Source organism: Actinomyces succiniciruminis (genome assembly GCF_900002405.1).
Classification (GTDB): domain Bacteria; phylum Actinomycetota; class Actinomycetes; order Actinomycetales; family Actinomycetaceae; genus Actinomyces; species Actinomyces succiniciruminis.
Genome location: NZ_LK995486.1, coordinates 44,749 through 68,596 on the forward strand (window position 1 = coordinate 44,749; position 23,848 = coordinate 68,596).

17 protein-coding genes and 1 pseudogene are annotated in these 23,848 nt (G+C 72.1%); 10 read left to right on the forward strand and 8 right to left on the reverse strand.

Annotated features, from left to right (window positions below):
• The first annotated feature begins 225 nt into the window (after positions 1 to 225).
• Entirely contained in the window at positions 226 to 2,931 is a 2,706-nt protein-coding gene (ppdK, locus tag BN1056_RS05365; protein ID WP_210579645.1) for a pyruvate, phosphate dikinase, read from the forward strand.
• 409 nt (positions 2,932 to 3,340) lie between these two features.
• Here the strand turns inward: ppdK and BN1056_RS05370 are convergent, their stop codons facing one another.
• Entirely contained in the window at positions 3,341 to 3,871 is a 531-nt protein-coding gene (locus BN1056_RS05370; RefSeq protein ID WP_210579616.1) for a MauE/DoxX family redox-associated membrane protein, read from the reverse strand.
• Positions 3,872 to 4,383: 512 nt separating this feature from the next.
• Here BN1056_RS05370 and BN1056_RS05375 point away from each other — a divergent pair.
• On the forward strand, positions 4,384 to 5,400 hold the full coding sequence (locus tag BN1056_RS05375) for a restriction system modified-DNA reader domain-containing protein (RefSeq protein WP_210579617.1): 1,017 nt from the start codon (positions 4,384 to 4,386) through the stop codon (positions 5,398 to 5,400).
• Between the two features lie 249 nt (positions 5,401 to 5,649).
• On the opposite strand, the gene BN1056_RS05380 is transcribed toward BN1056_RS05375, so the two are convergent.
• The 5 genes and pseudogenes from BN1056_RS05380 to BN1056_RS05400 all read right to left on the reverse strand — a co-directional run bounded on the left by BN1056_RS05380 (position 5,650) and on the right by BN1056_RS05400 (position 12,282).
• Positions 5,650 to 7,029 (reverse strand): alpha/beta hydrolase, encoded by a 1,380-nt coding sequence (locus tag BN1056_RS05380; RefSeq protein ID WP_210579618.1) that lies wholly within the window; start codon positions 7,027 to 7,029, stop codon positions 5,650 to 5,652.
• Positions 7,022 to 8,056, reverse strand: a pseudogene (locus BN1056_RS05385) (bifunctional lysylphosphatidylglycerol flippase/synthetase MprF); the annotation flags it as partial. The gene BN1056_RS05380 and the pseudogene BN1056_RS05385, both read right to left, overlap by 8 nt.
• A 536-nt stretch (positions 8,057 to 8,592) precedes the next feature.
• Positions 8,593 to 9,672, reverse strand: a complete 1,080-nt coding sequence (locus BN1056_RS05390; protein ID WP_210579620.1) for an alpha/beta hydrolase — start codon at positions 9,670 to 9,672, stop codon at positions 8,593 to 8,595.
• On the reverse strand, positions 9,669 to 10,868 hold the full coding sequence (gene metX / locus BN1056_RS05395) for a homoserine O-acetyltransferase MetX (RefSeq protein WP_425306104.1): 1,200 nt from the start codon (positions 10,866 to 10,868) through the stop codon (positions 9,669 to 9,671). The genes BN1056_RS05390 and metX overlap by 4 nt, the downstream gene beginning before the upstream one ends.
• A gap of 52 nt (positions 10,869 to 10,920) precedes the next feature.
• Positions 10,921 to 12,282: an O-acetylhomoserine aminocarboxypropyltransferase/cysteine synthase family protein gene (locus BN1056_RS05400; protein ID WP_210579624.1), complete on the reverse strand. Its 1,362-nt coding sequence runs from the start codon at positions 12,280 to 12,282 to the stop codon at positions 10,921 to 10,923.
• Positions 12,283 to 12,587: 305 nt separating this feature from the next.
• On the opposite strand from BN1056_RS05400, the gene BN1056_RS05405 reads away from it, so the two are divergent.
• Positions 12,588 to 14,075 carry a C40 family peptidase gene (locus tag BN1056_RS05405; protein WP_244671526.1) on the forward strand — a complete coding sequence of 496 codons (1,488 nt, stop codon included), beginning with the start codon at positions 12,588 to 12,590 and terminating at the stop codon, positions 14,073 to 14,075.
• A gap of 85 nt (positions 14,076 to 14,160) precedes the next feature.
• Here BN1056_RS05405 and BN1056_RS05410 read toward each other — a convergent pair whose 3' ends face one another.
• Positions 14,161 to 14,661 (reverse strand): inorganic diphosphatase, encoded by a 501-nt coding sequence (locus BN1056_RS05410; protein ID WP_073330211.1) that lies wholly within the window; start codon positions 14,659 to 14,661, stop codon positions 14,161 to 14,163.
• A gap of 235 nt (positions 14,662 to 14,896) precedes the next feature.
• On the opposite strand from BN1056_RS05410, the gene dacB reads away from it, so the two are divergent.
• From dacB to hpt, 3 genes are all read left to right on the forward strand, one after another.
• Positions 14,897 to 16,291, forward strand: a complete 1,395-nt coding sequence (gene dacB / locus BN1056_RS05415) for a D-alanyl-D-alanine carboxypeptidase/D-alanyl-D-alanine endopeptidase (RefSeq protein WP_210579626.1) — start codon at positions 14,897 to 14,899, stop codon at positions 16,289 to 16,291.
• Between the two features lie 12 nt (positions 16,292 to 16,303).
• Positions 16,304 to 17,410: a zinc-dependent metalloprotease gene (locus BN1056_RS05420; RefSeq protein ID WP_210579628.1), complete on the forward strand. Its 1,107-nt coding sequence runs from the start codon at positions 16,304 to 16,306 to the stop codon at positions 17,408 to 17,410.
• A 193-nt stretch (positions 17,411 to 17,603) separates the two neighbouring features.
• Complete coding sequence (gene hpt / locus BN1056_RS05425; RefSeq protein WP_073330202.1) at positions 17,604 to 18,158, forward strand: hypoxanthine phosphoribosyltransferase; 555 nt, start codon at positions 17,604 to 17,606, stop codon at positions 18,156 to 18,158.
• Between the two features lie 84 nt (positions 18,159 to 18,242).
• On the opposite strand, the gene BN1056_RS05430 is transcribed toward hpt, so the two are convergent.
• Complete coding sequence (locus tag BN1056_RS05430) at positions 18,243 to 19,424, reverse strand: hypothetical protein (RefSeq protein WP_210579629.1); 1,182 nt, start codon at positions 19,422 to 19,424, stop codon at positions 18,243 to 18,245.
• Between the two features lie 382 nt (positions 19,425 to 19,806).
• Between BN1056_RS05430 and ftsH the strand changes: the two genes are divergently transcribed.
• The 4 genes from ftsH to BN1056_RS05450 form a co-directional block, all read left to right on the forward strand.
• The gene (gene ftsH / locus BN1056_RS05435; protein ID WP_210579630.1) at positions 19,807 to 22,008 is read left to right on the forward strand and encodes an ATP-dependent zinc metalloprotease FtsH; all 2,202 of its coding nucleotides are present in this window, start codon (positions 19,807 to 19,809) and stop codon (positions 22,006 to 22,008) included.
• Positions 22,005 to 22,577 carry a GTP cyclohydrolase I FolE gene (folE, locus tag BN1056_RS05440; RefSeq protein ID WP_210579631.1) on the forward strand — a complete coding sequence of 191 codons (573 nt, stop codon included), beginning with the start codon at positions 22,005 to 22,007 and terminating at the stop codon, positions 22,575 to 22,577. Before ftsH ends, folE begins: the two co-directional genes overlap by 4 nt.
• A gap of 101 nt (positions 22,578 to 22,678) precedes the next feature.
• Entirely contained in the window at positions 22,679 to 23,560 is an 882-nt protein-coding gene (folP, locus tag BN1056_RS05445; RefSeq protein ID WP_425306105.1) for a dihydropteroate synthase, read from the forward strand.
• Positions 23,557 to 23,848 (forward strand): dihydroneopterin aldolase (locus BN1056_RS05450; RefSeq protein ID WP_210579632.1); only part of this gene is annotated, 292 nt, incomplete at its 3' end. The genes folP and BN1056_RS05450, both read left to right, overlap by 4 nt.

A 23,848-nucleotide genomic window follows, 5' to 3' on the forward strand; every position in this document is an offset into this window, starting at 1 on the left:
CCGCCTCGTTGTGTGCTGAGGCGTCGGCCCGGTGGTCGGCAGTATCGCGTCTGTCTGCCGCGTCGTATGCTGGGACGGGAGTCCCGCCACTTCCGAAATGTCCTCACAAAAGTCGGTTATTGGGGACACGGCGCCAGAAAGTGGCATTAGGACTGAAGTCACATTACAGTGGCCCCTGTCAACGCGCGCCGGCGCACATTTCACCAGAATCAGAAAGAGGCGATGATGCCCAAGTACGTGTACCGCTTCAGCGAGGGCGACAAGGACCAGAAGGACCTCCTGGGCGGTAAAGGGGCCAACCTCGCCGAGATGACCCGACTCGGCCTGCCGGTGCCACCCGGCTTCACCATCACCACCGACGCCTGCCGCGCCTACCTGCGCGACGGCGTCGTCCCCGATGAACTCGCCGTCCAGGTGACCACCGCCCTGCGGCAGGTCGAGGAGGAGCTCGGCCGTCAACTGGGCGCCGCCGAGGATCCACTGCTGGTCTCCGTGCGCTCCGGCGCCAAGTTCTCCATGCCCGGAATGATGGAAACCGTCCTGAACATCGGCCTGAACGACGCCTCCGTCCAGGGACTGGCCGCCGCCTCCGGCGATGAGCGCTTCGCCTGGGACTCCTACCGCCGCCTCATCCAGATGTTCGGCAAGACCGTCCTGGACATCGACGGCGACCTGTTCTCCGACGCCCTGGACGCCAAGAAGGCCGCCCGCGGAGTCAAACTCGACTACGAGCTGGACGTGGACGCCCTCAAGGAGCTCGTGGAGGAGTACAAGGCGATCGTCGCCGCCCACGCCGGCATCGACTTCCCCCAGGACCCGCGCGCCCAGCTGGACATGGCCACGGAGGCCGTCTTCCGCTCCTGGAACACCGAGCGTGCCCACATCTACCGGCGCCGCGAGAAGATCCCGCACGACCTGGGCACCGCCGTCAACGTGTGCACCATGGTGTTCGGCAACATGGGGGAGACCTCCGGCACCGGCGTGTGCTTCACCCGCGACCCCTCCACCGGCCGCTCCGGCGTGTACGGCGACTACCTGGTCAACGCCCAGGGCGAGGACGTCGTCGCCGGCATCCGCAACACCCTGTCCCTGGCCGACCTGGAGCGCCTGGACAAGACCAGCTACGACGAGCTGCGGGCCGCCATGCGCCGCCTGGAGACCCACTACCGCGACCTGTGCGACATCGAGTTCACCATCGAGCGCGGCAAGCTCTGGCTGCTGCAGACCCGCGTGGGCAAGCGCACCGCCGCGGCTGCCTTCCGCGTCGCCACGCAGCTGGTGGACGAGAAGCTCATCACCATGGACGAGGCGCTCACCCGCGTCACCGGCGAGCAGCTCAACCAGCTGATGTTCCCGCAGTTCGGCGACGTCACCGGCCACGACCTGCTCACCCGTGCCATGCCCGCCTCCCCGGGCGCCGCCGTCGGGCACATCGCCTTCGACAACGCCGAGGCCGTCGCCCGCGCCGAGGCCGGCGAGTCCGTCATCCTGGTGCGCCGCGAGACCAACCCGGACGACCTGCCCGGCATGGTTGCCGCCGTCGGCGTGCTCACCGCCCGCGGCGGGAAGACCTCCCACGCGGCCGTCGTCGCCCGCGGCATGGGCAAGACCTGTGTGTGCGGCGCCGAGGCCCTCGACGTCGACGCCGAGTCCCGCACCGTGCGCGTGGCCGGGCGGGAGGCCCCACTGACCAGCGACGACGTCATCGCCATCGACGGTGCCACCGGCGAGGTGTTCCTGGGCGAGGTCGCCGTCGTCGACTCGCCGGTCATGACCTACCTGCGCCGCGGCCTGGAGGCGGCACTCGACACCGCCGGCGACGTCGACACCCGCGAGCTGATCACCAGCGTGGACCGCATCATGCGGCGAGCCGACCAGGTGCGTCGCCTGCAGGTGCGCGCCAACGCCGACACCCCCGACGACGCCCGCCACGCAATCCACCGCGGCGCCCAGGGTGTGGGACTGTGCCGCACCGAGCACATGTTCCTCGGCGAGCGCAAGCAGCTGGTGCAGAACCTCATCCTCGCCGCCGACGACGCAGAGCGGGAGGCCGCCCTCGCGGCGCTGCTGCCGCTGCAGAAGGCCGACTTCGTGCAGATGTTGGAGACGATGGACGGCAAGCCGATGACGGTGCGCCTGATCGACCCGCCGCTGCACGAGTTCCTGCCCGATCTGACCCAGTTGAGCGTCAAGGTCGCGGTCGACCGTGAACGCGGCACCCTGAACCCGGCCGATGAGGAGCTGCTGAACGTGGTGCGCCGCAACCACGAGGCCAACCCGATGCTCGGCCTGCGCGGCGTGCGGCTGCTGCTGACCATGCCCGGCCTGATCGAGCTGCAGGTGCGCGCCATCGCCGAGGCCGCCGTCGAACGCCTGCGGGCCGGTGGCGACCCCCGTCCGGAGGTGATGATCCCGCTGATCGGCTCGGTGCGGGAGCTGCAACTGGCGCGGGAGCGCGCGGAGTCGGTGCTGGCGGAGGTGTCCGCGGAGTCCGGCTACGAGCTGAACTTCCCGATCGGCTGCATGATTGAGCTGCCGCGCGCGGCCGTCACCGCCGCGCACATCGCCGAGGAGGCGGACTTCTTCTCCTTCGGCACCAACGACCTGACCCAGACCACCTGGGGCTTCTCCCGCGACGACGTGGAGTCCTCCTTCGTGGGCCGCTACATCGAGGCGGGCATCTTCGGCACCTCCCCGTTCGAGTCCATTGACGTCGACGGCGTGGGCGGCATGGTGCGGCTGGGCGTCGACGGCGGCCGGTCCACCAAGCCGGGCATGAAGATGGGCGTATGCGGCGAGCACGGCGGCGACCCCGACTCGATCGCCTTCTTCCATCGGGCCGGCCTGGACTACGTGTCCTGCTCGCCGTTCCGCGTGCCGGTGGCGCGTCTGGAGGCCGGCCGGGCCGCGGTGCTGGCACCGACCGAGTGACGTCGACGGCATGCGCCGGCGTGCCATCGAGGCCGGCGTGATGCCGACTTAACGCGCTGACGGCGGGCTCTGGCCAGTGTCCTGGTGGCGGGGCGTCGACCTGGCCGGTAACCCGTTGGGGCCGGCCGGTGGCCCGGCGGAGCGCCAAGGTAACCGGATGGCGCGCCAGTCGGGCGGCTAGCTTGGCGGGCGCCCCACCGGCCGTCGTCTGCCGCGAGCCCTTGTCTCCTGACACGAACTTTTGCACCCTGGTGTGCGGCTAATTGCCATACACCAGGGTGCAAAAGTTCGTAGTAGGGGCATTCGGTCGTCGCAGTCGGGGGTTCCGGGAGGGCGCCGGATTCCAGCAGGGCGCCGGGCGGCGGCTGGGCGCCTGGCACCGGCAGGGCCTCCGGGCGGTGGGTGGCCCTCAGGCCAGCTGCGGCTGGCGGAACTTGTCCCAGTTTGTCAGCAGATTGAAGACCGTCGCGATACCCAGCACGATGACCACCATGTTGCTGCCGGGGCTGGCCAGCACCAGGCGCTGCGGGGTGACAAGCAGGTCGGCCACGAGCACCGCGGCCAGCGCCACATCCGCTGCGACGACGCCGGGGCCCACCCGCCACCGCAGCCGTGAGCCGAAGTAGCCGCAGTCGGCCTTGATGCCGCGCGCGAGCACGCTGGCCGAGGCGCCGGCCAGCGCCAGCAGCAGGACGGCGGTGATGGTTTCGGTGATGGGCAGGCGTCCGCCGAACACCAGGCAGCCCGCCAAGAACAGTTCGATCGCCGGTAGGGCTATCGCCACGGCCCGCGGGCCTCGTCCGGGGAGTAGGCGGTAACCGGCGACGTCGGCCACCTGCAGCTCCCGCGGGGCGGCGCGCTTCGCGTAGGCGCTGACCGTGAGCAGCAGGCCGATCAGGATCCGCCCCACCGCGAGGGCCACTGGGACAGTCGGGGACACGGGACTCACGCTCCTTCTGCGGCCCGCTGTGCGTGCATCCACATAATGCGGGCCGCGTTGTGACGGTGGTCTCAGGATGCGCGATGTTCGAGCACAGGTCAATGCTTAGGCGACACGAACTCGCCCCTTGCGGGACGCGTCCGGCCCGCGCTGCCAGGGTCTGCTACCCCTTCAGCAGCACCCGGCCTGGTGCGTGTCCGGCGGTACCGGTCTCACCAGGCGGTCGATTCCCAGGCGCCGGAATGTCCTGAACTGTCATGAACGGGGACAAATGCGCCCGCAGCGCTTAAGCGCGAGTTAGTGACCGTTGGAATCATGCGGTTCTCAAAAACGACCCGCGGCGATGAGTCGGTCGTTTGTCCCGGTTGGTGACAACGCGCGCACGCTGACTTCCGGTTGGCGTGTGCAGGCGCCCACACGGGGGCGGTATTCGGGGCCGCGCGTGAGAAGATGGCCCAGCACAGTGCGCGACCCGTCGGGGCGGTGAGCGCCGGACAGGAAGGCACAGCAAGATGGCGCTCTTTGACCTCAAGGATGACCGGCTCGAGCCCGCGGTTCTCGGCCGCCCTGCCACCGATGCGGATCGCACCGCCGTCCTGGCCGCGGTGCGCCGCCAGATCGCCGAGGTCCTGCACCGCCCGCTGCTGGCCGTCGGCTGGGACCAGGTAGTCGGGGGCGACGCCCTGACCGCGCTCGACGCCGCCGGCCAGGTCATCACCATTGAGGTCATTGACGTGCTCGACTCCACCGCACTGCTGCTGGCCATGGCCCGCGCCACCAACGCCGCCCGTACCGGACGCGACCAGCTCGCCTCCCGTTACCCCGGGGGCCTGCCCGCCTTCGAGCGGGACTGGTCCGGATTCCGCGGCGCCATGCCCGCCGGCGTCGAGCCCGGGCCGCGTCTGACCATCGTGGCCACCACCATCGCCGACGACGTGCGCACCTCCTTCGGCATGATCGCCGAATCCGGCGTGGAGTTGCATGAACTGCGGGTGCGCTCCACCGAGGACGGACGTGCCCTGGTATCCGTGGAGCTGCTGCACACCGACGTCGCCAGCCAGGCGCTGGACCTGGACCAGGCCGCCGACCCGGCCGCGCAGACGGCGGCCCCGGACGCCGACCCCGAGCCTTCCACCGCCACCGTGCCCACGCAGGTGGTTGCCGAGCCGCCCAGCCCCCAGCCCGATGCCGTGGCCACGGTCCCCGTCTCCGCCAGTGGACACCGCCTGGATGCGGCGGCACTCGGCGCCGAGCCCACGGTCCCCTCCGGTGCGGCCTCGGAGCAGGCCCTGGCGACCATCGCCCAGGCGCTCGAGACCCCGGCGACCCTGGTGTGGCTGCGCCGGCGCCGCGGCATCGATCACCGGGCGACTCTGGCCGCCGACGGCACCATCACCCTGGCCGACGGCACCGCTTACCGGGACCCGTCCGCGGCCGCCAACGCCGCCCAGCACACCCAGGACATTGACGGCTGGCGCGTGTGGCGCGTCGGCGTCGGCGGCCCGAGCCTGCGCGAACTACTGGCCTGAAGGCGGGAACCGGAACGGCGGACGGCGGAGGCCGCCCGGTCGCCTCAGAGGCCGCCCGGGTCGCCTCAGGGGTTGCCCGGGTCGCCTCAGGGGTCGCCCGGGTCGCCTCAGGGGTCGCCCGGTCGCCTACTGCGAGCTTTTGCACCCTGGTGTATGGCAAATAGCCGCACACCAGGGTGCAAAAGCTCGTATCAGAGGGGAAAGGCGTGCCCCAGGCTCAGGCCGTGAGCGGCTCAGGCCGTGAGCGGCTCAGGCCGTGAGCGCGAGGCGCTGCCCCAGCCAGTCGAGCTGATCGCGCAGCGCCGCCGACCACACCGCCCACGTGTGCCCGCCGGGATACTCCCGCTCCGTCACGGACATGCCCGCCCGCATGGCCGCGTCAGCGACGGTCGGCACCACCTGCGCGTAGCGGTCGTCCCCGGTGCCCACCGACAACACCCCGGCCACGCCCGCGTAGCTTCCGGCCGGCGCGGCCGCCAGCAGGGACAGGGGGTCGTTCGCCGCGTAGGCGGCCCGGTCCCCGTCGAAGCCGACGTCGATGGTGCGCTGCTCCGACCCCAGGGTGGGGTGCTCCTCGGCGCTCATCGCCAGGAAGGTGGGGTAGACCTGCGGGGAGCGGGTCACCGCCTGCAGTGCGCAGGTGCCGCCGTTGGACAGCCCTCCGATCGCCCAGTGCGCGGCATCGTCGTCCACCTGCAGGTGAGCGCGAATCCACGCGGGCACGTCCCGCTCCAGGTAGGTGGCCACCTTTCCGCCGCGCACCGTGTCCGCGCACAGGGGGTTGCGATAGGGGCTGCCCAGCAGATCCGCAACCACCACCACCGGCGCCAGGCCGGCGTGCGCGGCGGCGTAGGCGTCCAGCGAGTCCTTCAACCCGCCCAGCTCGAACCAGTCCGAGGGGCTGCCCGGCTGGCCGGTCAGCAGCACCAGCACCGGCAGTGCCGGGCGCTGCGGCGTCAGGTAGGCCGGCGGCAGGTAGATGTAGGCGTCGCGGGGTGTGAAGCCGTCGGTGCCGGACTGGTCGCCGGCCGGAATGGCGGCGGTGACGACGGCCCCGGTCTGCGGCATGGCGGCGGGCGCCTGCCACGTGTCTTCAAGCGCGCCCCGCCCGCGCTCGGGGTGACGCGGCAGGGCGGCCGCGGCCGGCAGGGACGCCAACGGCGTCGTCGCCACCCCCATGCCGAGCACCGCGGCGGCCGACGGGTAGGCGGCGAAGAACGCGTTGACGGCCAGGCAGGCGGCCGCCACGGTGGCGGTGATGGACACGCCCGACCCGGCGGCGCGCACCATCCGCCGCTTGCGCTCGCGCACTCGGGCCCGGTCGGCGGCCGCGTCCCCGCCGAGTAGGACCTGGACGACGACGGTCGCCGTCAACGCCACCCACAGCCACACGGTGCCGCCCACGCCGTCGGCGAAGGGCCGCCACAGGCAGTCGACCACCAGCCAGCAGGCCGCTCCGGTCCCCGCCCCGGCCAGTGGCGCGGCGAGCTGCCGGCGCCACGGCAGGTGCCGGGTGCGAGTGACCCACACCGCGGCCGCCACCGCTGCCACGACCGCCAGGCAGGCCGCCCCCATCCACGGGTGCAGCAGCCGCACCTGCCGCAGTAGCTGCACCACTCCGTCAGTCATGATGCACCAGCACCCGGGCGAAGCGGGCCGCCTGCGCGGGCGTGAGGCCGGGCACGTAGGCGTGTGCGATCGCCAGCCCCACCGCCGGCAGGTCGATGGCCTCCGGCACCGCCAGGTACATGGGCACCGCTCGCGGCTGGAACTTCTGCTTGAAGGCGTGCAGGGAGGCGAATCCGTAGGCCGGCTCCAGCAGGCGGGCCAGCCGGTCCAGTACCGGGTCCAGGCGAGCCGCGGTCACGCCCGGGCAGGCGGCATCGGCGGAGCGGGCCAGCGGGGCGCCGGACAGGGACAGCAGCTCCAGCCCCTCGGCCTGCGCGTCCTGGACCGCGCGGGCGATCAGGTATTCGATGGCCGGCCGCCACCCGCCGCACCGCCGACGCATGACGTCCAGGGTGAGGCCGACGACCTCGCCGTCGCGGTACACGGGCAGCCAGGAGGTGACGGCGTGGACGGTGCCCTCGGCGTCGACGGCCAGCAGCAGGCGGGTGTCGGCGTCGTCGAGTTCGGCCAGGCCGCCGAGGGTGAAGCCCATCTCCGGCAGGGGCTTGTCCGCTGCCCACTCCTGGGAGATGGCGCGGATCTGGTCGCGCAGGCCGGCGGGCGCCGTGGGCCAGCTGGTCCATTGGGCGGTGATCCCCTCCCGGCGTGCGTGATTCAGGGCGGTGCGCACGTCCTGGAAGGCCTTGCCGCGGAACTCCAGGCCGTCCAGGTCGAGCACCGCCTCCTCGGCGACCTGCAGGACGGTCCAGCCACGGGAGCGCGCCGCCTCCATCACCGGGGCGTGCACGGAGTACAGAGCCGGGATCAGCCCGGAGTCGGCAGCGAAGGCGGCGAAGGCGTCGACCGCGGCGCCCACCTTGTCGGGCGCGGTGGCCGGGTCGCCGAGCGTGAGGGCGACGCCGCCGCCGGCCCGGTAGGCGAAGCCGGTGGCCCCGTCGGCGGTGATCCACGCGTGGTTGCCGGGCCAGGTAGCCATCCAGCCGAGCGTACCGGCGCCATGCGTGCGTACGAGCGCGCCCAGTTCCTCGCGCCGTGTGTCCGCGGCCAGGCGGGCGCGTCGCGTGACGCGCTCACGGTGCCATACGGCCAGCAGGACGAGCCCGGTCAGCAGCGGCACGAGCAGCCGGGTCGAGGGTCGAGCGTCCGCGCTCCAGACGACGGCGATGACGACGGCGAGCAGGCCGGCGGCCACGCCCAGCAGCGTCAACCCGATGGTGCGGTAGCGCGCCGCGCGGGAGGGGCGTGCCGAGGTGGGGGCAACCGCGTGACGCGGGCGCGCCGTCGGCGCCGGAGTGGGGTACGGCCGCCTCGGGGCGTGGACCTGTGCCGGGGTGGCGGCGCTCGCGGAGGGGGTCATGCGCGGCCAGGTGGGGCTCGCCGCGGTGGTGGGAGATGACGGTGAGATGGCTGGGGCGGACATGAATCCATGGTGCGCGAGCAGTGGTGCAGGTCACCTCACCCCCGCGGATGAACGGCCCCTGAATCGGGCTCCCCCCGGAGTCGGGGACATCCCCTACCTCCGGGTAGGGGTCGGGAAGAAGAAAGTCGTCCGGCGCAAGGACCTCAGGTGAGCACGTAGCCGCGCAGCCAGCGGCGCAGTGCGGAGAACACCTGGTCGCGCACGGGCGGGGCGGACAGCACCAGGTCGTGCACGCCGCCCTCGAAGCGGGCCACCGTCACCAGGTTGCCCAGGCCGATGGCCCGACGGGCGGTGGCGTCGGCGTCGACCACCGTATCGGTGCTGCGCGCCTCGGGTGTCCAGGTCACGCTCAAATGGCTGCGGGCCGAGCCCATGGACAGGATCGGGCAGCGCACATCCAGGCCCGCGGCCACCCGTGCCTGGCCGGCCAGGATCGCCAACAGCCAGCCGGGGCGTATGGGGGCCGACGGCACTATCTTCCAGTCGTGGTCGACGTTCCAGCCGGTCACATACGGGTCGTCCGCCCAGGCGGGGTCGGGCAGTTCGCCGTCGCGCTCGACGTCCCAGCCGTCGGCGAGCGAGTACAGGGCCTTCGGCGGATAGGTGCGGGTGGGGATCACCATGCGCGGGTCGCGGCGGGCGAGCGTGCGCACCACCGGCTCGCCGACCAGGCGCACCGGCTCGGCGCCCTGGATCTCCAGCCAGGCGGAGTTCAGCACCAGTGCGGAGATGGCGCCGGGGTGGCGGTCGGCCCACAGGGCGGCGGTGAGTCCGCCGGTGGAGTGACCGCACAGCACGGTGGGGGTGTCCCAGCCCTCGGCGGCGCGGATGGCCGCCAGGGCCAGGCCGATCTCCTCGTCGTAGTCGGTCAGGGAGGTGACCCAGCCGTGCATCTGCCCCGCGCGCAGGGAACGCCCGTAGCGGCGCAGATCCAGGGCGTAGAAGGCGCCGCCGCTGCGGGAGACCTCCCGGGCGAAGTGCGTCTGGAAGAAGTAGTCGTTCCAGCCGTGCAGGTACAGGAAGGTGAAGCGCGGGGTTGTGGGGGTGCCGGGCAGGGCGGCCGGGTCCAGGGCGGGCACGTGGTGGACCAGGGTGGCGACGGCGTCGTCGTCCTCCGCATCCGGCAGCAGCCGCAGCGTGCGGGCGCGGAAGCCGGGGCCGAGCACGTCCGGCCCCCAGACGTCGACGGGGGCTGCGGGGACCCGGTCGGCGGGCGTGCTCATCGGCCGGGCTCGTCCTCGGCCAGGAAGCCGCGCAGGGCGGCGTCCATCTGGTCGGCCTCGATGAGGAAGCCGTCGTGCCCGTGCAGGGAGTGGATGGTGGCCCGGCGGGTGTCGGGGATGCCATCGGCCAGTTCCTCGGCCTGCGCCGGCAGGAAGAGCCGATCGGAGTCGACGTCGACCACCAGCGTCCGGGCCGTCACCGTCCCCAGGGCCGCCTCGATGCCGCCGCGCCCGGCACCGACGTCGTGCACCATCATGGAGTGGTTGACGATCAGGTAGGTGTTGGCGTCGAAACGCGCCAGCAGCTTGCCGGCGTGGTGATCCAGGTAGGACTCGATCTGATAGCGGCCGCCGACGGCGGGGTCCTCCTGCCCCTGGTGGGCGCGGCCGAAGCGCGTGTCCAGCTCCCCGGCGGAGCGGTAGGTGGTGTGGGCGATGGCGCGGGCCAGTCCCAGTCCGCGCACGGGGCCGACCACGTGGTTGTAGTAGTCGCCGTCGAGGAAGTAGGGGTCCCCGACGATCGCCAGTTCCTGCAGGTGGCACCAGGCGAGTTGGTCGGCGGTGGTGGAGGCGCCGGTGGCCACCAGCGCCAGGTTGCGCACCCGCTCGGGGTTCATCACGCCCCATTCCAGGGCGCGGTGCCCGCCCAGGGAGGCGCCGATGACCAGGTGGAAGGCGTCGATGCCGAGGGCGTCGGCCAGCCGCGACTCGGCGCGGACCGCGTCGCGGGTGGTCAGCCAGGGGAAGCGTGAGCCCCAGGGGCGGCCGTCCGGGGCGGTGGAGGAGGGACCGGTGGAGCCCTGGCAGCCGCCGAGGATATTCGCCGCCACCACGAAGTAGCGGTCGGTGTCGATGGCGCGGCCGGGGCCGACCAGGGTGTCCCACCAGCCGGCGGTGGGGTGGCCGGGGCCGGCGTCCCCGGTGACGTGGGAGTCGCCGGTCAGGGCGTGCAGCACCAGGACGGCGTTGTCGCGCGCGGGCGTCAACTGCCCCCAGGTCTCAAAGGCCAGATGCGTCTCGGGCAGGATCTCGCCGGAGTCCAGGGGCAAGTCGCCGATCTCCAGGAAGCGGCGGTGGCCCGGGTCGTCGCCGGGTCGCCAGGCGCCCGTGGGGGAGCCCGCCGAACGGTCGACGAGCTTGAGGGTCGCCGTGCCGACCCCCGGCACCGGTGAAATGGGCGAGGTCATGGCCGTCATGGTAGCCGGGGCGGCGGGCGCCGGGCGAGGCCCCGCCGCCCCGGCTGTCGGCCTAGAGCGCGGCGGCGGCGGCCAGGCCCCGCTCGAGGTCGGCGATGATGTCGTCGACGTGCTCAATGCCGATGCTCAGGCGCACGGTGCCGGCGCTGATGCCCGCACGGGACAGCTCGGCGTCGGTCAGCTGCGAGTGCGTCGTCGTCGCCGGGTGCACGGCCAGGGAGCGGACATCGCCGATGTTGGCCAGGTTCGAGAACAGGCCGAGGGCGTCGATGAAGGCGGCGCCGGCCTCCCGGCCGCCGGCCAGGTCGAAGGCGAAGACGCTGCCCGCGCCCCGCGGGCAATACTTGCGGTGCAGCTCGTAGTAGGGGCTGGACTCGAGGCCCGAGTAGCGCACCTCGGCCACCTCGGGCCGGCCCTCGAGCCACTTCGCGACGGCGAGCGCGTTGTCGACGTGCCGTTCCATGCGCAGGGAGAGGGTCTCGACGCCCTGGGCGATCAGGAAGGCATCCACCGGGCCGGCGGCGAAGCCGAGGTCGCGCTGGCCGGCGGTGTGGGCCCGCAGGATGAAGGCCATGTTGCCCAGCGGACTGCCCACGCCCAGGTCGCGGGCGTAGACGAGCCCGTTGTAGGAGGGGTCGGGGGTGTTGAAGGCGGGGAAGCGCTCGGGCTGGGAGGCGTAGTCGAAGTTGCCGGAGTCCACGACCACGCCCATGACGGTGGAGCCGTGCCCGCCGAGGAACTTGGTGGCCGCGTGGACCACGATGTCGGCACCCCACTCGAAGGGACGGATCAGGTAGGGGGAGGCGACGGTGTTGTCCACCACCAGCGGGATTCCCAGCGCATGTGCGGTCTGCGCGATCGGCTCGATGTCGAGGATGTCGCCCTTGGGGTTGGGGATGGACTCGCCGAAGAAGCAAATGGTGCGCTCGTCGGCCAGCGCCGCCCAGGCGTCGGGGTTGCCCGGCTCGTCTACGAAGCGGGTCTCGATGCCCAGCTTCGGCAGGGTGTGCTTCAGCTGGTTGACGGTGCCGCCGTACAGGGAGGGGGAGGCGACGATGTTGGAGCCGGCCCCGCCCAGGGTGACGAAGGTCAGGGCCTGGGCGGCCATCCCGGAGGAGACCAGGTGGGCGCCGACGCCGCCCTCGAGGGCGGCGATGCGGCGGGCGACGATCTGGTTGGTGGGGTTGTCCAGGCGCGTGTAGATCGGGCCCAGGGACTTCAGGGCGAAGCGGTCGGCGGCCTCCTGGGCGTCGGGGAACACGAAGGAGGTCGACTGGTAGATCGGGATGGCGCGGGCGCCGGTGTCGGAGTCCGGGGTGTGGCCGGCCTGCACCTGCATGGTCTCGAAGTGCCAGCCGGTCGGGTCAGCGGGGGAGGGGACGTGCGCGGGAGTGCTGGACGGGGTGTCAGCCATGAGAACTCCTTGGTTGGCAGATCGGCGGGAGTGTTGCGGGGCTGCCGGCCGGGTGCGGGAGGCCGCGGGGCGGCGGGCCTGCGGGCAAAACGCTACCCCAGCAGGCGATGTGACGAACGTCACGTTAGCATGGAGTGTGTCGTGGATCCGCTCCATTGCGGGGTTTGTGGTACGCGAGTGATGTGTTGTGACTCCTGTGAAATCTGTTGTTCGTGTTTCTCTCTCGGTCGTTGGTGGGTACGGTATCCGCAGACACCCATGGTGCGTCGGTCAAGGAGGCGCGCCGTAACACGTTCGGAGAATCTGTGAGCACGACCCATCGCCCGCGCCGCGCGAACGCCGCCCGGCGCGTGAGCCTTACGGCCGCGGCACTTGCGCTCGCCGTCACGCTCACCCCGGCCGCCGCAGCCGATGACGTAACCCAGGACGACATCGACCAGGCCAAGTCCGCCGAGCAGACGACCGCGGCCTCCATCGCCTCCCTCGAGGCCTCTCTGTCCGAGCTGAGCGCCACCACGGCCGCCGCCGAGCTCGCGGCTTCCGTCGCCAACGAGGACTACCTGACCGCGCTCGACGAACTCGACGCCGCCACCACCGACGCCGAGGAGGCCCAGGCTGCCGCCGACGCCGCGGCCGCGGACACCGAGGAGGCCCGCGCGGACATGGGTTCGGTGGTCGCCGAGACCTACGAGGCGGGCAGCGCCGGCACACTGGATTCCCTGGCCCCCTACCTGTCCGGCCAGTCTCTGGGTGACGCCACCGACGTCAGCGTGGCCCTGGCCCGCGCCGGGGAGAACACCGACGCCCAGCTGCAGAACGTCGAGGCCCTCCAGGCGGTCGCGGACACGATGCAGTCCATCGCGGACGAGAAGGTGGAAACCAAGCAGGCTGCCGCCGACGCCGCTGCCACCGCCAAGTCCGACGCCGACGCCGCGGCCACCGCCGCCCAGACGGCCCAGACCAACGCCGAGACCGAGCGCGCCAACCTCATCGCCCAGCTCGCCGAGCAGCGCAACACCACCGTGGAGCTCGAGACCGCCTACCAGGAGCAGCTGGAGGCGGAGCGCCAAGCCCGCGAGGAGGCGGCCGCGAAGGAGGCGGCCGAAAAGGCCGCCGCGGAGCAGGCCGCGCAGGAACAGGCTGCCGCGGAGCAGGCCGCCCAGGCGCCGGCCGCCTCCGGCACCGACTCGACCGCGACCTCCGCCGCCTCGTCCCCCGCGCAGAGCCGGCAGCCCGCGCAGTCCTCCACCTCCAGCTCCTCCGGGGCGGCCTCATCGAGCGGCTCGTCATCCTCCGGCACCGCGTCGCGCTCCTCGGGCAGCACCGCCTCGAGTTCATCGTCCGCGGCATCCGCGCCGCGGCAGACGACCACTCAGACCACAACCTCCGCCCCGACCGCCTCGTCCTCGGCCGGCTCCGGCAGCTCCACCAGCAAGGCGCAGGCGGCGATCGCCGGGGCGAAGGCCCAATTGGGCATCCGCTACGTGTGGGGCGGCGAGTCAGACGCGGGCGTGGACTGCTCCGGCATGGTCATGCGCGCCTACCGCAACGCCGGGGTGTACCTGACGCACTCCTCGCGCGCCCAGTACGGGCAGGGCACCAAGATTCCGCTGGCCCAGGCCCAGCCCGGCGACCTGCTGTTCTGGTCCTCCAACGGCACTCAGGCCGGTATCTACCACGTGGCCATGTACCTGGGCAACGGCATGCTCATCGACGCCAACTACTCCCCTTACAACGTGAGTATTCGCTCCGTCTGGTACTCCCAGATCATGCCCTACGCGGTCCGTCCCTGAACGGCGAGGCCAAAAGCAGACGGCCGCCGGCACCACGAGGTGCCGGCGGCCGCCGTCGTTAAGCGGCTTGGACGCGTCAGGGCCCTCAGTGCCCCTCGCGGGCGATGCGGGCGGCCTCGCGCTCGTAGGACAGGCGGATCTCCGCCTCCGCCTCCTCGCGGCCGACCCAGTGGGCGCCCTCCACGCTCTTGCCGGGCTCCAGGTCCTTGTAGACCTCGAAGAAGTGCTGGATCTCCAGGCGGTGGAACTCGGAGACGTCCTCAATGTCGGTGCGCCAGGAGGCGCGCTGGTCACCCGCGGGCACGCACAGGACCTTGTCGTCTCCGCCCTTCTCGTCGCGCATGCGGAACATGCCCAGCGCCCGGCAGCGGATCAGGCAGCCGGGGAAGGTGGGCTCCTCCAGCAGCACCAGCGCGTCCAAGGGGTCCCCGTCCTCGCCCAGCGTGTCCTCGATGAAGCCGTAGTCGTCCGGGTAGCGGGTCGCGGTGAACAGCATCCGGTCCAGCCGGATGCGCCCATTGGTGTGGTCGACCTCGTACTTGTTGCGGTTCCCCTTCGGGATCTCGATCGTCACGTCGAATTCCACGACTGCCTCCGTATCTCGCGTTGTGAGCAGGTGTCGGCGGCTCGGTGCCGAGAGGGGCCGCCCTTTGGCACTAGTGTGGACTATGACGGCGCTTCCGGTGGGAAAAGCCATGCCGCCCGCCTCGCGTGCGGCCGCCGCTTCCCGGCGCGATTGCGCCCGTACGTCACCGCACATGCCGCCCGACGCGTTGCCGGAAACGTCCGCTCGCAGTAACCGCCCGACCCCCGGAGGAGCCGTGCACAAGGCCCAGATCGCCGCCCTGACCGCAGCCACCCTCGTCGTCGGCGGCGCCTACTACGGCCTGGCCGACGCCCTCGACCTGGTGCCCGGCGTGCTGACCACCTCACCCGCCGACTACGCGGTCCAGCCCTTCCCGACGCCCGCCGCCACCGCACAGGACCCCGAGGCCGCCACCGCCCTGGCCGACGATGCGCCGGTGCCCGCGGCCGGCGAGCTGGCCGCCCTGGCGAACACCCTCGCTGCCGACGAGCGCATCGGGGACGCCACCGCCGGCGTGTCCATCGTGGACGTGGCCACCGGCGAGGAACTGGTCGACCTGGGTGCCGGCACCGCCCTGACCCCCGCCTCCTCCAACAAGGTGCTGGTGGCCTGGGCCGCCCTGTCCCTGCTCGGCGCCGACCACACCGTGGACACCACCGCCGTCCTGGACGGCAGCACCGTCACCCTGGTGGGCGGCGGGGACGTGCTGCTGGCCGAGGACGACGGCGACCCCGATGCCACCGTCGGCCGCGCCGGCCTGGGCGACCTCGCCCGGGACGCCGCCGCACAGCTGCAGGAACAGGGCGTCACCAGCGTCACCGTGGCCCTGGACGACACCCTGTTCACCGGTCCGACCTGGAATGACGCCTGGGCGGACGGCAACGAGGCCTGGGTGGCGCCGATCCAGCCGCTCATGGTGGACGTCACCGCCTACCCCTCCGGCGGTTATCCAGCCGACCCGGCGCTCGACGCCGCCCAGACCTTCGCCGACCACCTGCGCGAGGCCGGCATCACCGTCACCGGCACGGTCACCCGGGCGGCGGCCGCCGACGGCGCCACCGAGCTGGCCCGGGTCACCTCCGCCCCGCTGGCCGACATCCTGTCCGTATCCCTGAAGGAGTCTGACAACACCATGACCGAGGTCGAGGGGCGATTGGTCGCGCTTGCCGCCGGTGAGGAGGCCAGCTTCGACGGCGCGACCCGGGCCGTGCTCGCCCGGCTGCGGGATGACGGCTTCGACACCAGCGGCGTGACCCTGCACGACTCGTGCGGGCTGGCGCTGGGGGACAAGGTCCCCGCCCGGCTGCTGGCCCAGATCATCGCCCGCGCCTCCGCCGACGACGCCGGCACCACCGGACGCAGCCTGATGGCCGCCCTGCCGGTGGGCGGCCTGGACGGCACACTGGACGACCGCTTCATCGGCATCGTCGGCGCCGGCACCGTGCGCGCCAAGACCGGCTCCCTGGACACGGCCGCCTCCCTGACCGGCACCGTGGTCACCAAGGACGGGCGGCTGCTGGCCTTCAGCGTGATCGTGGACGGCTTTGAGGCCGGCGGGCTGTACTCCGCCCGCCTGGCCATCGACGACGACCTGGTCTCTCCACTGGCCGACTGCGGCTGCGGGGGCTGAGCGATGGGCGGCATGAACCGGCCCGGCGCAGGCTCGGTGGAGCGCACCGCCGCCGCCGGCGTCGACTGGGACCGGGCCCTGCGCCTGGCGCGCGCGGGCACGCCGGCCGGGCCGCACCTGCCCGGAGCGGTCCGCCGCGGTGTGGTCGCCCTGCTGCGGCGCAGCGCCGACGACGCCCTCCCCTGGGCGGCGCAGCTCACCGGGCTGACGGCTCCGGCCCGGGTGGCCGCCGACACCACCGAGGTGCTGGTGGTGGACCGGATCGGATTGCAGCGGGCCAACGCCGCCTTCCTGCGCGCCCTCATGGAACGGGTGCCCGACCCGTCCGGGCCGCGCCCCGGACCGTCCGAGGCCGTCGGCCGCGCGATGGTCTCCCCGGCCGTCGCCGGCCTGCTCGGGCTGATCTCCACCCGCGTGCTCGGCCAGGTGCTGCCCGCAGGCGCCGGGGAGCGGGGCGCGCGCATGCTGCTGGTGGCCCCCAACGTCGTGGAATTGCAGCGACTCCGGGACCTGGACCGGATCGATCTGTCCGCCTGGGTGGCGCTGCACGAGGCCACCCACGTGCTGCAGCTCGCCGCCGCCCCCTGGCTGACCGCGCACCTGACCACGCAGGTGGAGCAGGTGGCCGGCGTCCTCATGCGCCCACCCGCGCCCGGTGAGCCGGCCGGACTGGCCCGCCTGGCCCGGGCCGTGCGCGCGGGGGCGACGGCGCGCCGGGGCGTTCCCGGGGGCGCGGGTACACCATCCCCGCTGCTGACCGATCGCCTGGGCGCGGCCGAGCGCGAGCAGCTGGCGGCCATCACCGCCACCATGGCGCTGCTGGAGGGGCACGCCGAGGCGGTTCTCGACGCCGTCGAGCCCAGCCGCATGCCCTCGGTGTATCGGCTGCGCGCCGTGCTGGGGCACTCCCGCGACGGCGTTGCGGGCACGCTGCTGGAGCGGCTGCTGGGCGTGGAGGCCAAGCAGACGCAGTACGTGGACGGCGCGGCCTTCGTGCGCGGCGTCGTCGGCCGGGTGGGGCAGGCGGGGCTGAACGCGGTGTGGCGGGAGCCGGCGAACCTGCCCCGGCCCGAGGAGATCGGCCGGCCGGAGGTGTGGATCGAGCGCATGGGCCTGTAGTGCGGGCACGGGTGCCGCAGTGGCGTGCGGGAGCCGCCGTCGTCGGGACATGCCGGACAACCGGGGCCGACGGCCCGGGTCGGAGCGCCGCGGGTATGAAAGGATCCGAACGGGACCGGAGCGCGCCCTCCCCGACGTCGCCCCAGCCGCCCAGTGCTTGCCGGACACTCACCGCTAAACAGGAGGCTCATTCATGGACGCCGCGGACATGGGACAGGACCTGCAGCAGGTACTCATCACCGAGGAGGAGATCAACCAGCGGCTGGACGAGATGGCCGCCCAGATCGACGCCGACTACGCCGGCCGCGACCTGCTGCTGGTGGGCGTGCTCAAGGGCGCCGTCTACGTGATGGCGGACCTGTCCCGGCGGCTGCACCGCTCGGTGCCGATGGACTGGATGGCGGTGTCCTCCTACGGGTCGGGCACCAAGTCCAGCGGCGTGGTGCGCATCCTGAAGGACCTGGACGCGGACGTGACCGGTCGGCACGTGCTGGTGGTGGAGGACATCATCGACTCCGGCCTGACCCTGTCCTGGCTGCTGGGGAACCTGTCCAGCCGCGGCGCCGCCAGCGTGGAGATCGCCACCCTGCTGCGCAAGCCGGAGGCCGCGAAGGTGGAGGTGGACGTGAAGTACGTCGGCTTCGACATCCCCACCGAGTTCGTGGTCGGTTACGGGCTGGACTATGCGGAGCGCTACCGCAACCTGCCCTTCATCGGCACTCTGCGCCCCGAGGTCTACGGGGGCTGAGGCGGCGGCGGGACTCGCGCCCCGCCGCCTGAAGCGCACTAATTCCAGCGGTTCGGTGCGGACTCTGTCCTCACGAAGCCTGCATCACCCGTAGAAGACCCAGCTGCGGTACTTCGCCGTTGCGCTCGCATGCGTCGCAGTCGCGGTGGCGTAGCGCCCGGGGTAGTGCCGTTCGAACCAGGCGGAGTAGGACGACGTGGTGCCCGTGCGCTGCTGGCCGGTCTGCGCCTGCTGCGCGCCGGACGCGTCCCCGGAAATGCCGGGGTTGGCGTCATCCCCGGATGCGCCGGTGGTCTCGCCGGCGGAGGCGGGGGCGCCCGCGCTGCCCGTGCCGGCGGGGGCGGGCTGGCTGTTGTTGACGGTGGTGGCGGTCAGCTCCGGGCGGGCGACGAAGGACAGGTCCTCCTTCAGCAAGGGGTTGAGCGTGGTGATGTTCACGCCGGTGCCGGTGCCGGTGGAGTGCAGCAGCAGGCCGTCGCCCAGGTAGATGGCGGCGTGGTAGACGTTGCCGAAGTAGGTGGCCTCCTCGCCGCTGCGCACCTCGTCGATGCGTCCCTCCGGGTTCTGCGCGGAGAAGAACAGGATGTCCCCACGCTCGTAGTTGTCGTTCGTCTCCATCCACAGGTCGCCGTGGGCGTAGAACCAGCTGGCCAGGTTGTTCGCGCGCCAGATCTTGGAGGTGCTGGGGTCCACCCCGAAGTCGACGGCGTAGCCCACCTGGGTGTTGGTGTCAGCCGTGTAGGTGGTGTGCGTGTAGTCCCAGCCCAGCAGCACCATGCTCACGAAGGTCGAGCAGGTGACCCCGTAGGGGGCCGTCGTGGCGCTGTGCACCACGGTGCCGGTCAGCGGCGTGGGCCGGCTGGAGTCCCAGACCAGTGTGGTGCCGGCGTCGTAGAAGCTCTCGCCGCGGGAGATCAGGTCCTCGACCTGGGTGGAGTTGGAGGCGCGCGTCGGCGCGGTGGGCAGGCCCTGGGGCACCGCCCAGGTGCCGTCCGCCAGCGGTACGGCGATGTTGCCCTCAATGCCGTCCGGGAGGGTGTCGGTGACGGTGAAGCGCATGCCGGCGCCGTCGTCGGCGGTCTCGTCGCCCGAGGTGTAGACGGTGCCGGACAGGTTGGAGGCGGCCATGAGATCGGCGGTGGTGTCGAACTGCGAGCCTGAGGCAGTGGGGGCGGCGAGCGCCGGGGCGGCGGGTAGGGCGACGCCGACGGCCAGTGCGACGGCGGCAGCGGCTGTTCGTACGGTGGTGGATGCACATCGGCGCATGGATTTGATCGACGACAAAGTCAGGGTCTCCTGTGCTCGTTTGGCGGTGGTGCTGCGACGCGGGTGATGCCCTAGGAGTCAGGGGCCGAACCGGTGCAGCTCGGGAATGTGTAGCAACCGGCCTCAGGGATGAGCTCCGGCGTGCACGTTACCGCCACGTTAGATGACGGTGCCCGGCCTGCGTCAAATGGATGCGGCCCGCGTCGCCCTTCGACTTGGACACATTGTCAACGCACAGGTTTCCCTCCGTGCGCGGAATGCATCGCTTTCCGCACCGCTTCCCGCCCACGCCCGGCGCGAACAGGAGGTGGCTGGAGGCGAAACCCGGCCGCGGTTTCCGCTAGCGTCAGAGGGGTTAGACGTGCGAAGGGACCAAACGCCGATGAACGATTCCGGTCAGATCCGCGTGACCGAACGCTCCAGCAAGCCGAGCGGCCGCGGCGGTGACAAGGGAGGCTCCAAGCCGGGGAGCGGACGGCGCCGGGCGGCGCTGGGCAACCCCCTGCTGTGGATCGCTCCCTTCGTCCTACTCATCCTGCTGGGGTGGGCCCTGTTCAGCTCCGCCAGCGGCTACCGCTCCATCGACACCTCCGAGGGGCTGGCGATCCTCCAGGACAGCGCCGACACCGTCGAATCCGTCACCGTGATCGATGGCACTCAGCGCGTGGAACTCGATCTCACCGAGGACTACACCAGCCAGGCCAACCGGCAGGGTGAGAGCTCCCAGAACCTGGGTCGCCGGGTCCAGTTCACCTTCACGGAGGCGCAGGCCGGGCAGGTCAACCGACTCGTCCAGGCCGCCGACCCCTCCGGCGGCTACAACTCGGTCGTGCCGACCACCACCTGGTGGTCCTCCATGCTGCAGCTGCTGCTGCCGATGGTGATCTTCGTGGCCTTCATGTGGTGGTTCATCGGCCGCATGGGTGGCGGCCGCAACGGCGCCATGGGCTTCGGCCGCTCCAAGGCGAAGGTCGGCAGCAAGGAGATGCCCGACGTCACCTTCGACGACGTCGCCGGGGAGGACGAGGCCGTCGAGGAGCTGGAGGAGATCCGCGAGTTCCTATCCGAGCCGGAGAAGTTCCAGGCGGTCGGCGCCAAGATCCCCAAGGGCGTGCTGCTGTACGGCCCGCCCGGCACCGGCAAGACCCTGCTGGCCCGCGCCGTGGCCGGCGAGGCCGGCGTGCCCTTCTTCTCCATGTCCGGCTCGGAGTTCGTGGAGATGTTCGTCGGCGTGGGCGCCTCGCGCGTGCGCGACCTGTTCGACCAGGCCAAGGAGAACGCCCCCGCCATCATCTTCGTCGATGAGATCGACGCCGTCGGCCGCCACCGCGGGTCCGGTATGGGCGGCGGCCACGACGAGCGCGAGCAGACCCTCAACCAGCTGCTGGTGGAGATGGACGGCTTCGACGCCACCACCAACGTCATCCTCATCGCGGCCACCAACCGGCCCGACGTGCTCGACCCCGCCCTGCTGCGCCCGGGCCGCTTCGATCGGCAGGTGTCCGTGGAGGCCCCGGACATGGCCGGCCGCGCCGCCATCCTGCGCGTACACGCCAAGGGCAAGCCCATGACCCGCGACGTCGACCTCGACCAGGTGGCCAAGCGCACCCCCGGCTTCACCGGCGCCGACCTGGCCAACGTCCTCAACGAGGCGGCCCTGCTGACGGCCCGCTCCAACGCGCAGTTGATCGACAACCGGGCCCTGGACGAGGCCATCGACCGCGTCATCGCCGGCCCGCAGAAGCGCACCCGCGTCATGAACGACCACGAGAAGGCCATCACCGCCTACCACGAGGCCGGCCACGCCCTGTGCGCGGCGGCCAGCGCCTACTCCGACCCGGTCACCAAGGTCACCATCCTGCCGCGCGGCAAGGCCCTGGGCTACACCATGGTCATGCCCGCGGACGACAAGTACTCCACCACCCGCAACGAGTTGCTCGACCAGCTGGTCTACGCCATGGGCGGGCGCGCCGCGGAGGAGATCGTCTTCCGCGACCCCACCACGGGCGCCTCCAACGACATTGAGAAGGCCACCGAGACGGCCCGCAAGATGGTCACCGACTACGGCATGACCCGCTCCGTGGGCGCCGTGCGCCTGGGCACCACCGAGAACGAGACGGTGCTGGGCCTGAACGCCACCAGCCGCGACTTCTCCGAGGACGTCGCCGCCACGGTCGACGCCGAGGTGCGCGCCCTCATGGACGCCGCCCACCGCGAGGCCTGGGAGATCCTGGTGCGCAACCGGGACATCCTGGAGGAGCTCGCCACCCAGCTGCTGGAGAAGGAGACCCTGCTGGAGAAGGACCTGGAGCGGATCTTCGCCCCCGTAATCAAGCAGCCGCAGCGCCCGCTGTGGCACTCCGACGACGCCCTGGTCCTGACCGACGACGTCTCCGCCACCTTCGCCTCCGCCGCCCAGGCCCCCGACCGGCACACCGCCAAGGCCGCCCGGGCCGCGTCCGAGTCGACCGACGCCGTCGCCCCGGCCGGTGACCCGCAGGAGGGCGTGAGCGGCGAACAGTCGGCGGACGCCGACCAGCGCCCGGACTCCGACGAGCAGCACGAGGCCTGGAGGCAGTGGTGAGCTACGACGCCGACGGCGTGCGCCACGCCATTCGCGAACTGCTGGTCGCCGTCGGGGAGGATCCCGACCGCGAGGGACTGCGGGGCACCCCCGACCGGATCGCCCGCGCCCTGGCGGAGATGTTCTCCGGCCTGGAAGAGGACCCCGCCCGCCACCTGGAAACCGTCTTCGACGCCGACCACCAGGAAATGGTGCTGGTGCGGGACATCCCCATGTACTCGGTGTGCGAGCACCACCTGCTGCCCTTCCACGGGGTCGCCCACGTCGGCTACATCCCCGGCGAGGACGGGCGCGTCACGGGCCTGAGCAAACTCGCCCGCCTGGTGGAGGGCTACGCCCGCCGCCCGCAGGTGCAGGAGCGCCTCACCTCGCAGATCGCCGACGCCATGGTGGAGCGCCTGGGCGTGCGCGGCGTGATCGTGGTGATCGAGGCCGAGCACCTGTGCATGTCCATGCGCGGCGTGCACAAGCCCGGCGCCAACACCGTCACCAGCGCGGTGCGCGGCGTCATGCACAATGCCGCCACCCGCTCCGAGGCCATGAGCCTGGTGCTGGGCCGCCGCGCCTGACCCCGCCCGTCCCGACGGGACGGGCGGGGTCAGGCGCGGCCGTGCCGGGGTTGTGTCCGCGAAATCCTGGGGAAACGGGCGGCGTCCGATAGCCTGGGGGCGTGAACGCGATCCCCATCACGGCCCCGGCGCCACTACCGCAGCCGCTCGCGGCCGCCTCCGCCGCCGGTCGGACCCTGGTGATGGGCATTATCAACGTCACCCCGGACTCCTTCTCCGACGGCGGCCGCTGGGATACCACCGAGCTCGCCGTCGCCCACGGCCGCCAGCTGCTGGCTCAGGGCGCCGACATACTCGACATCGGCGGCGAGTCCACCCGCCCCGGCGCCACTCCGGTGACGGTGGCGCAGGAGCAGGACCGTGTACTGCCGGTCGTCCGTGCGCTCGCCGCCGGCGGCGCCGTCGTCTCCGTCGACACCCTGCACGCCGAAACCGCGGACGCCGCCGTCGCCGCCGGCGCCCACATCATTAACGACGTCTCCGGCGGGCTCGCCGACCCCGACATGCACCGCGTCGTCGCCGCGGCGGGCGTCGTCTACATCTGCCAGCACTGGCGCGGCACCCCCGAGACCATGGACGCCCTGACCGACTACGGGCCGGACGGCGTCGTCGCCGGGGTGGAGGCGGAACTGCGCTCGCGGCTGGACGAACTGCTCGCCGCCGGGGCACGCCCGGAGCAGATCGTGCTTGACCCGGGCCTGGGCTTCGCCAAGACTCACTCACAGTCCTGGCAGTTGCTGGCCGCCACCGGGCGGCTCGTGGCCGACCTGGGGCGCCCGGTCCTGATCGGCGCTTCCCGCAAGCGCTTCCTGGCCGCCGCCACCGTCCCCGAGGCCGCCCCCGACCCGCTCGCGCGCGACGCCGCCACCGTAGCCACCACCAGCCTGGCCGCCGCCGCCGGCGCCTGGGCCGTCAGAGTCCACGAGGTCCCGGCCAACCGGGACGCCGTCCGCACTGCTTCCCTCTGGAAGGAAAACCGATGAGTACCAACCACGCCAACGCCGACAGGATCGTGCTGACGGGCTTGTCCGCCCGCGGCTACCACGGGCTCCTTCCCTTCGAGCGCACCGAGGGGCAGCTGTTCACCGCCGACGTCACCGTCTTCCTGGGGGAGCGCGGCACGGCGGTCGCCGCCGTCACCGACTCGCTCGACGACGCCGTCAACTACGTGGACATCGCCCGGGAGGTGGTCGGCGTCATCGAGGGGGAGCCGGTCGGCCTGCTGGAGACGCTCGCTGAGCGCATCAGCGACGCCGTGCTCGCCCTCCCGC

Bases quoted from the DNA above. Each gene is read 5' to 3' on its own strand.
- hpt (WP_073330202.1), top strand. From the start codon at position 17,604: ATGGACGCCGCGGACATGGGACAGGACCTGCAGCAGGTACTCATCACC.
- BN1056_RS05400 (WP_210579624.1), bottom strand. From the start codon at position 12,282: ATGGCTGACACCCCGTCCAGCACTCCCGCGCACGTCCCCTCCCCCGCT.
- ftsH (WP_210579630.1), top strand. From the start codon at position 19,807: ATGAACGATTCCGGTCAGATCCGCGTGACCGAACGCTCCAGCAAGCCG.
- BN1056_RS05390 (WP_210579620.1), bottom strand. From the start codon at position 9,672: ATGAGCACGCCCGCCGACCGGGTCCCCGCAGCCCCCGTCGACGTCTGG.
- BN1056_RS05375 (WP_210579617.1), top strand. From the start codon at position 4,384: ATGGCGCTCTTTGACCTCAAGGATGACCGGCTCGAGCCCGCGGTTCTC.
- BN1056_RS05430 (WP_210579629.1), bottom strand. From the start codon at position 19,424: ATGCGCCGATGTGCATCCACCACCGTACGAACAGCCGCTGCCGCCGTC.
- metX (WP_425306104.1), bottom strand. From the start codon at position 10,868: ATGACGGCCATGACCTCGCCCATTTCACCGGTGCCGGGGGTCGGCACG.
- ppdK (WP_210579645.1), top strand. From the start codon at position 226: ATGCCCAAGTACGTGTACCGCTTCAGCGAGGGCGACAAGGACCAGAAG.
- BN1056_RS05420 (WP_210579628.1), top strand. From the start codon at position 16,304: ATGAACCGGCCCGGCGCAGGCTCGGTGGAGCGCACCGCCGCCGCCGGC.
- BN1056_RS05380 (WP_210579618.1), bottom strand. From the start codon at position 7,029: ATGACTGACGGAGTGGTGCAGCTACTGCGGCAGGTGCGGCTGCTGCAC.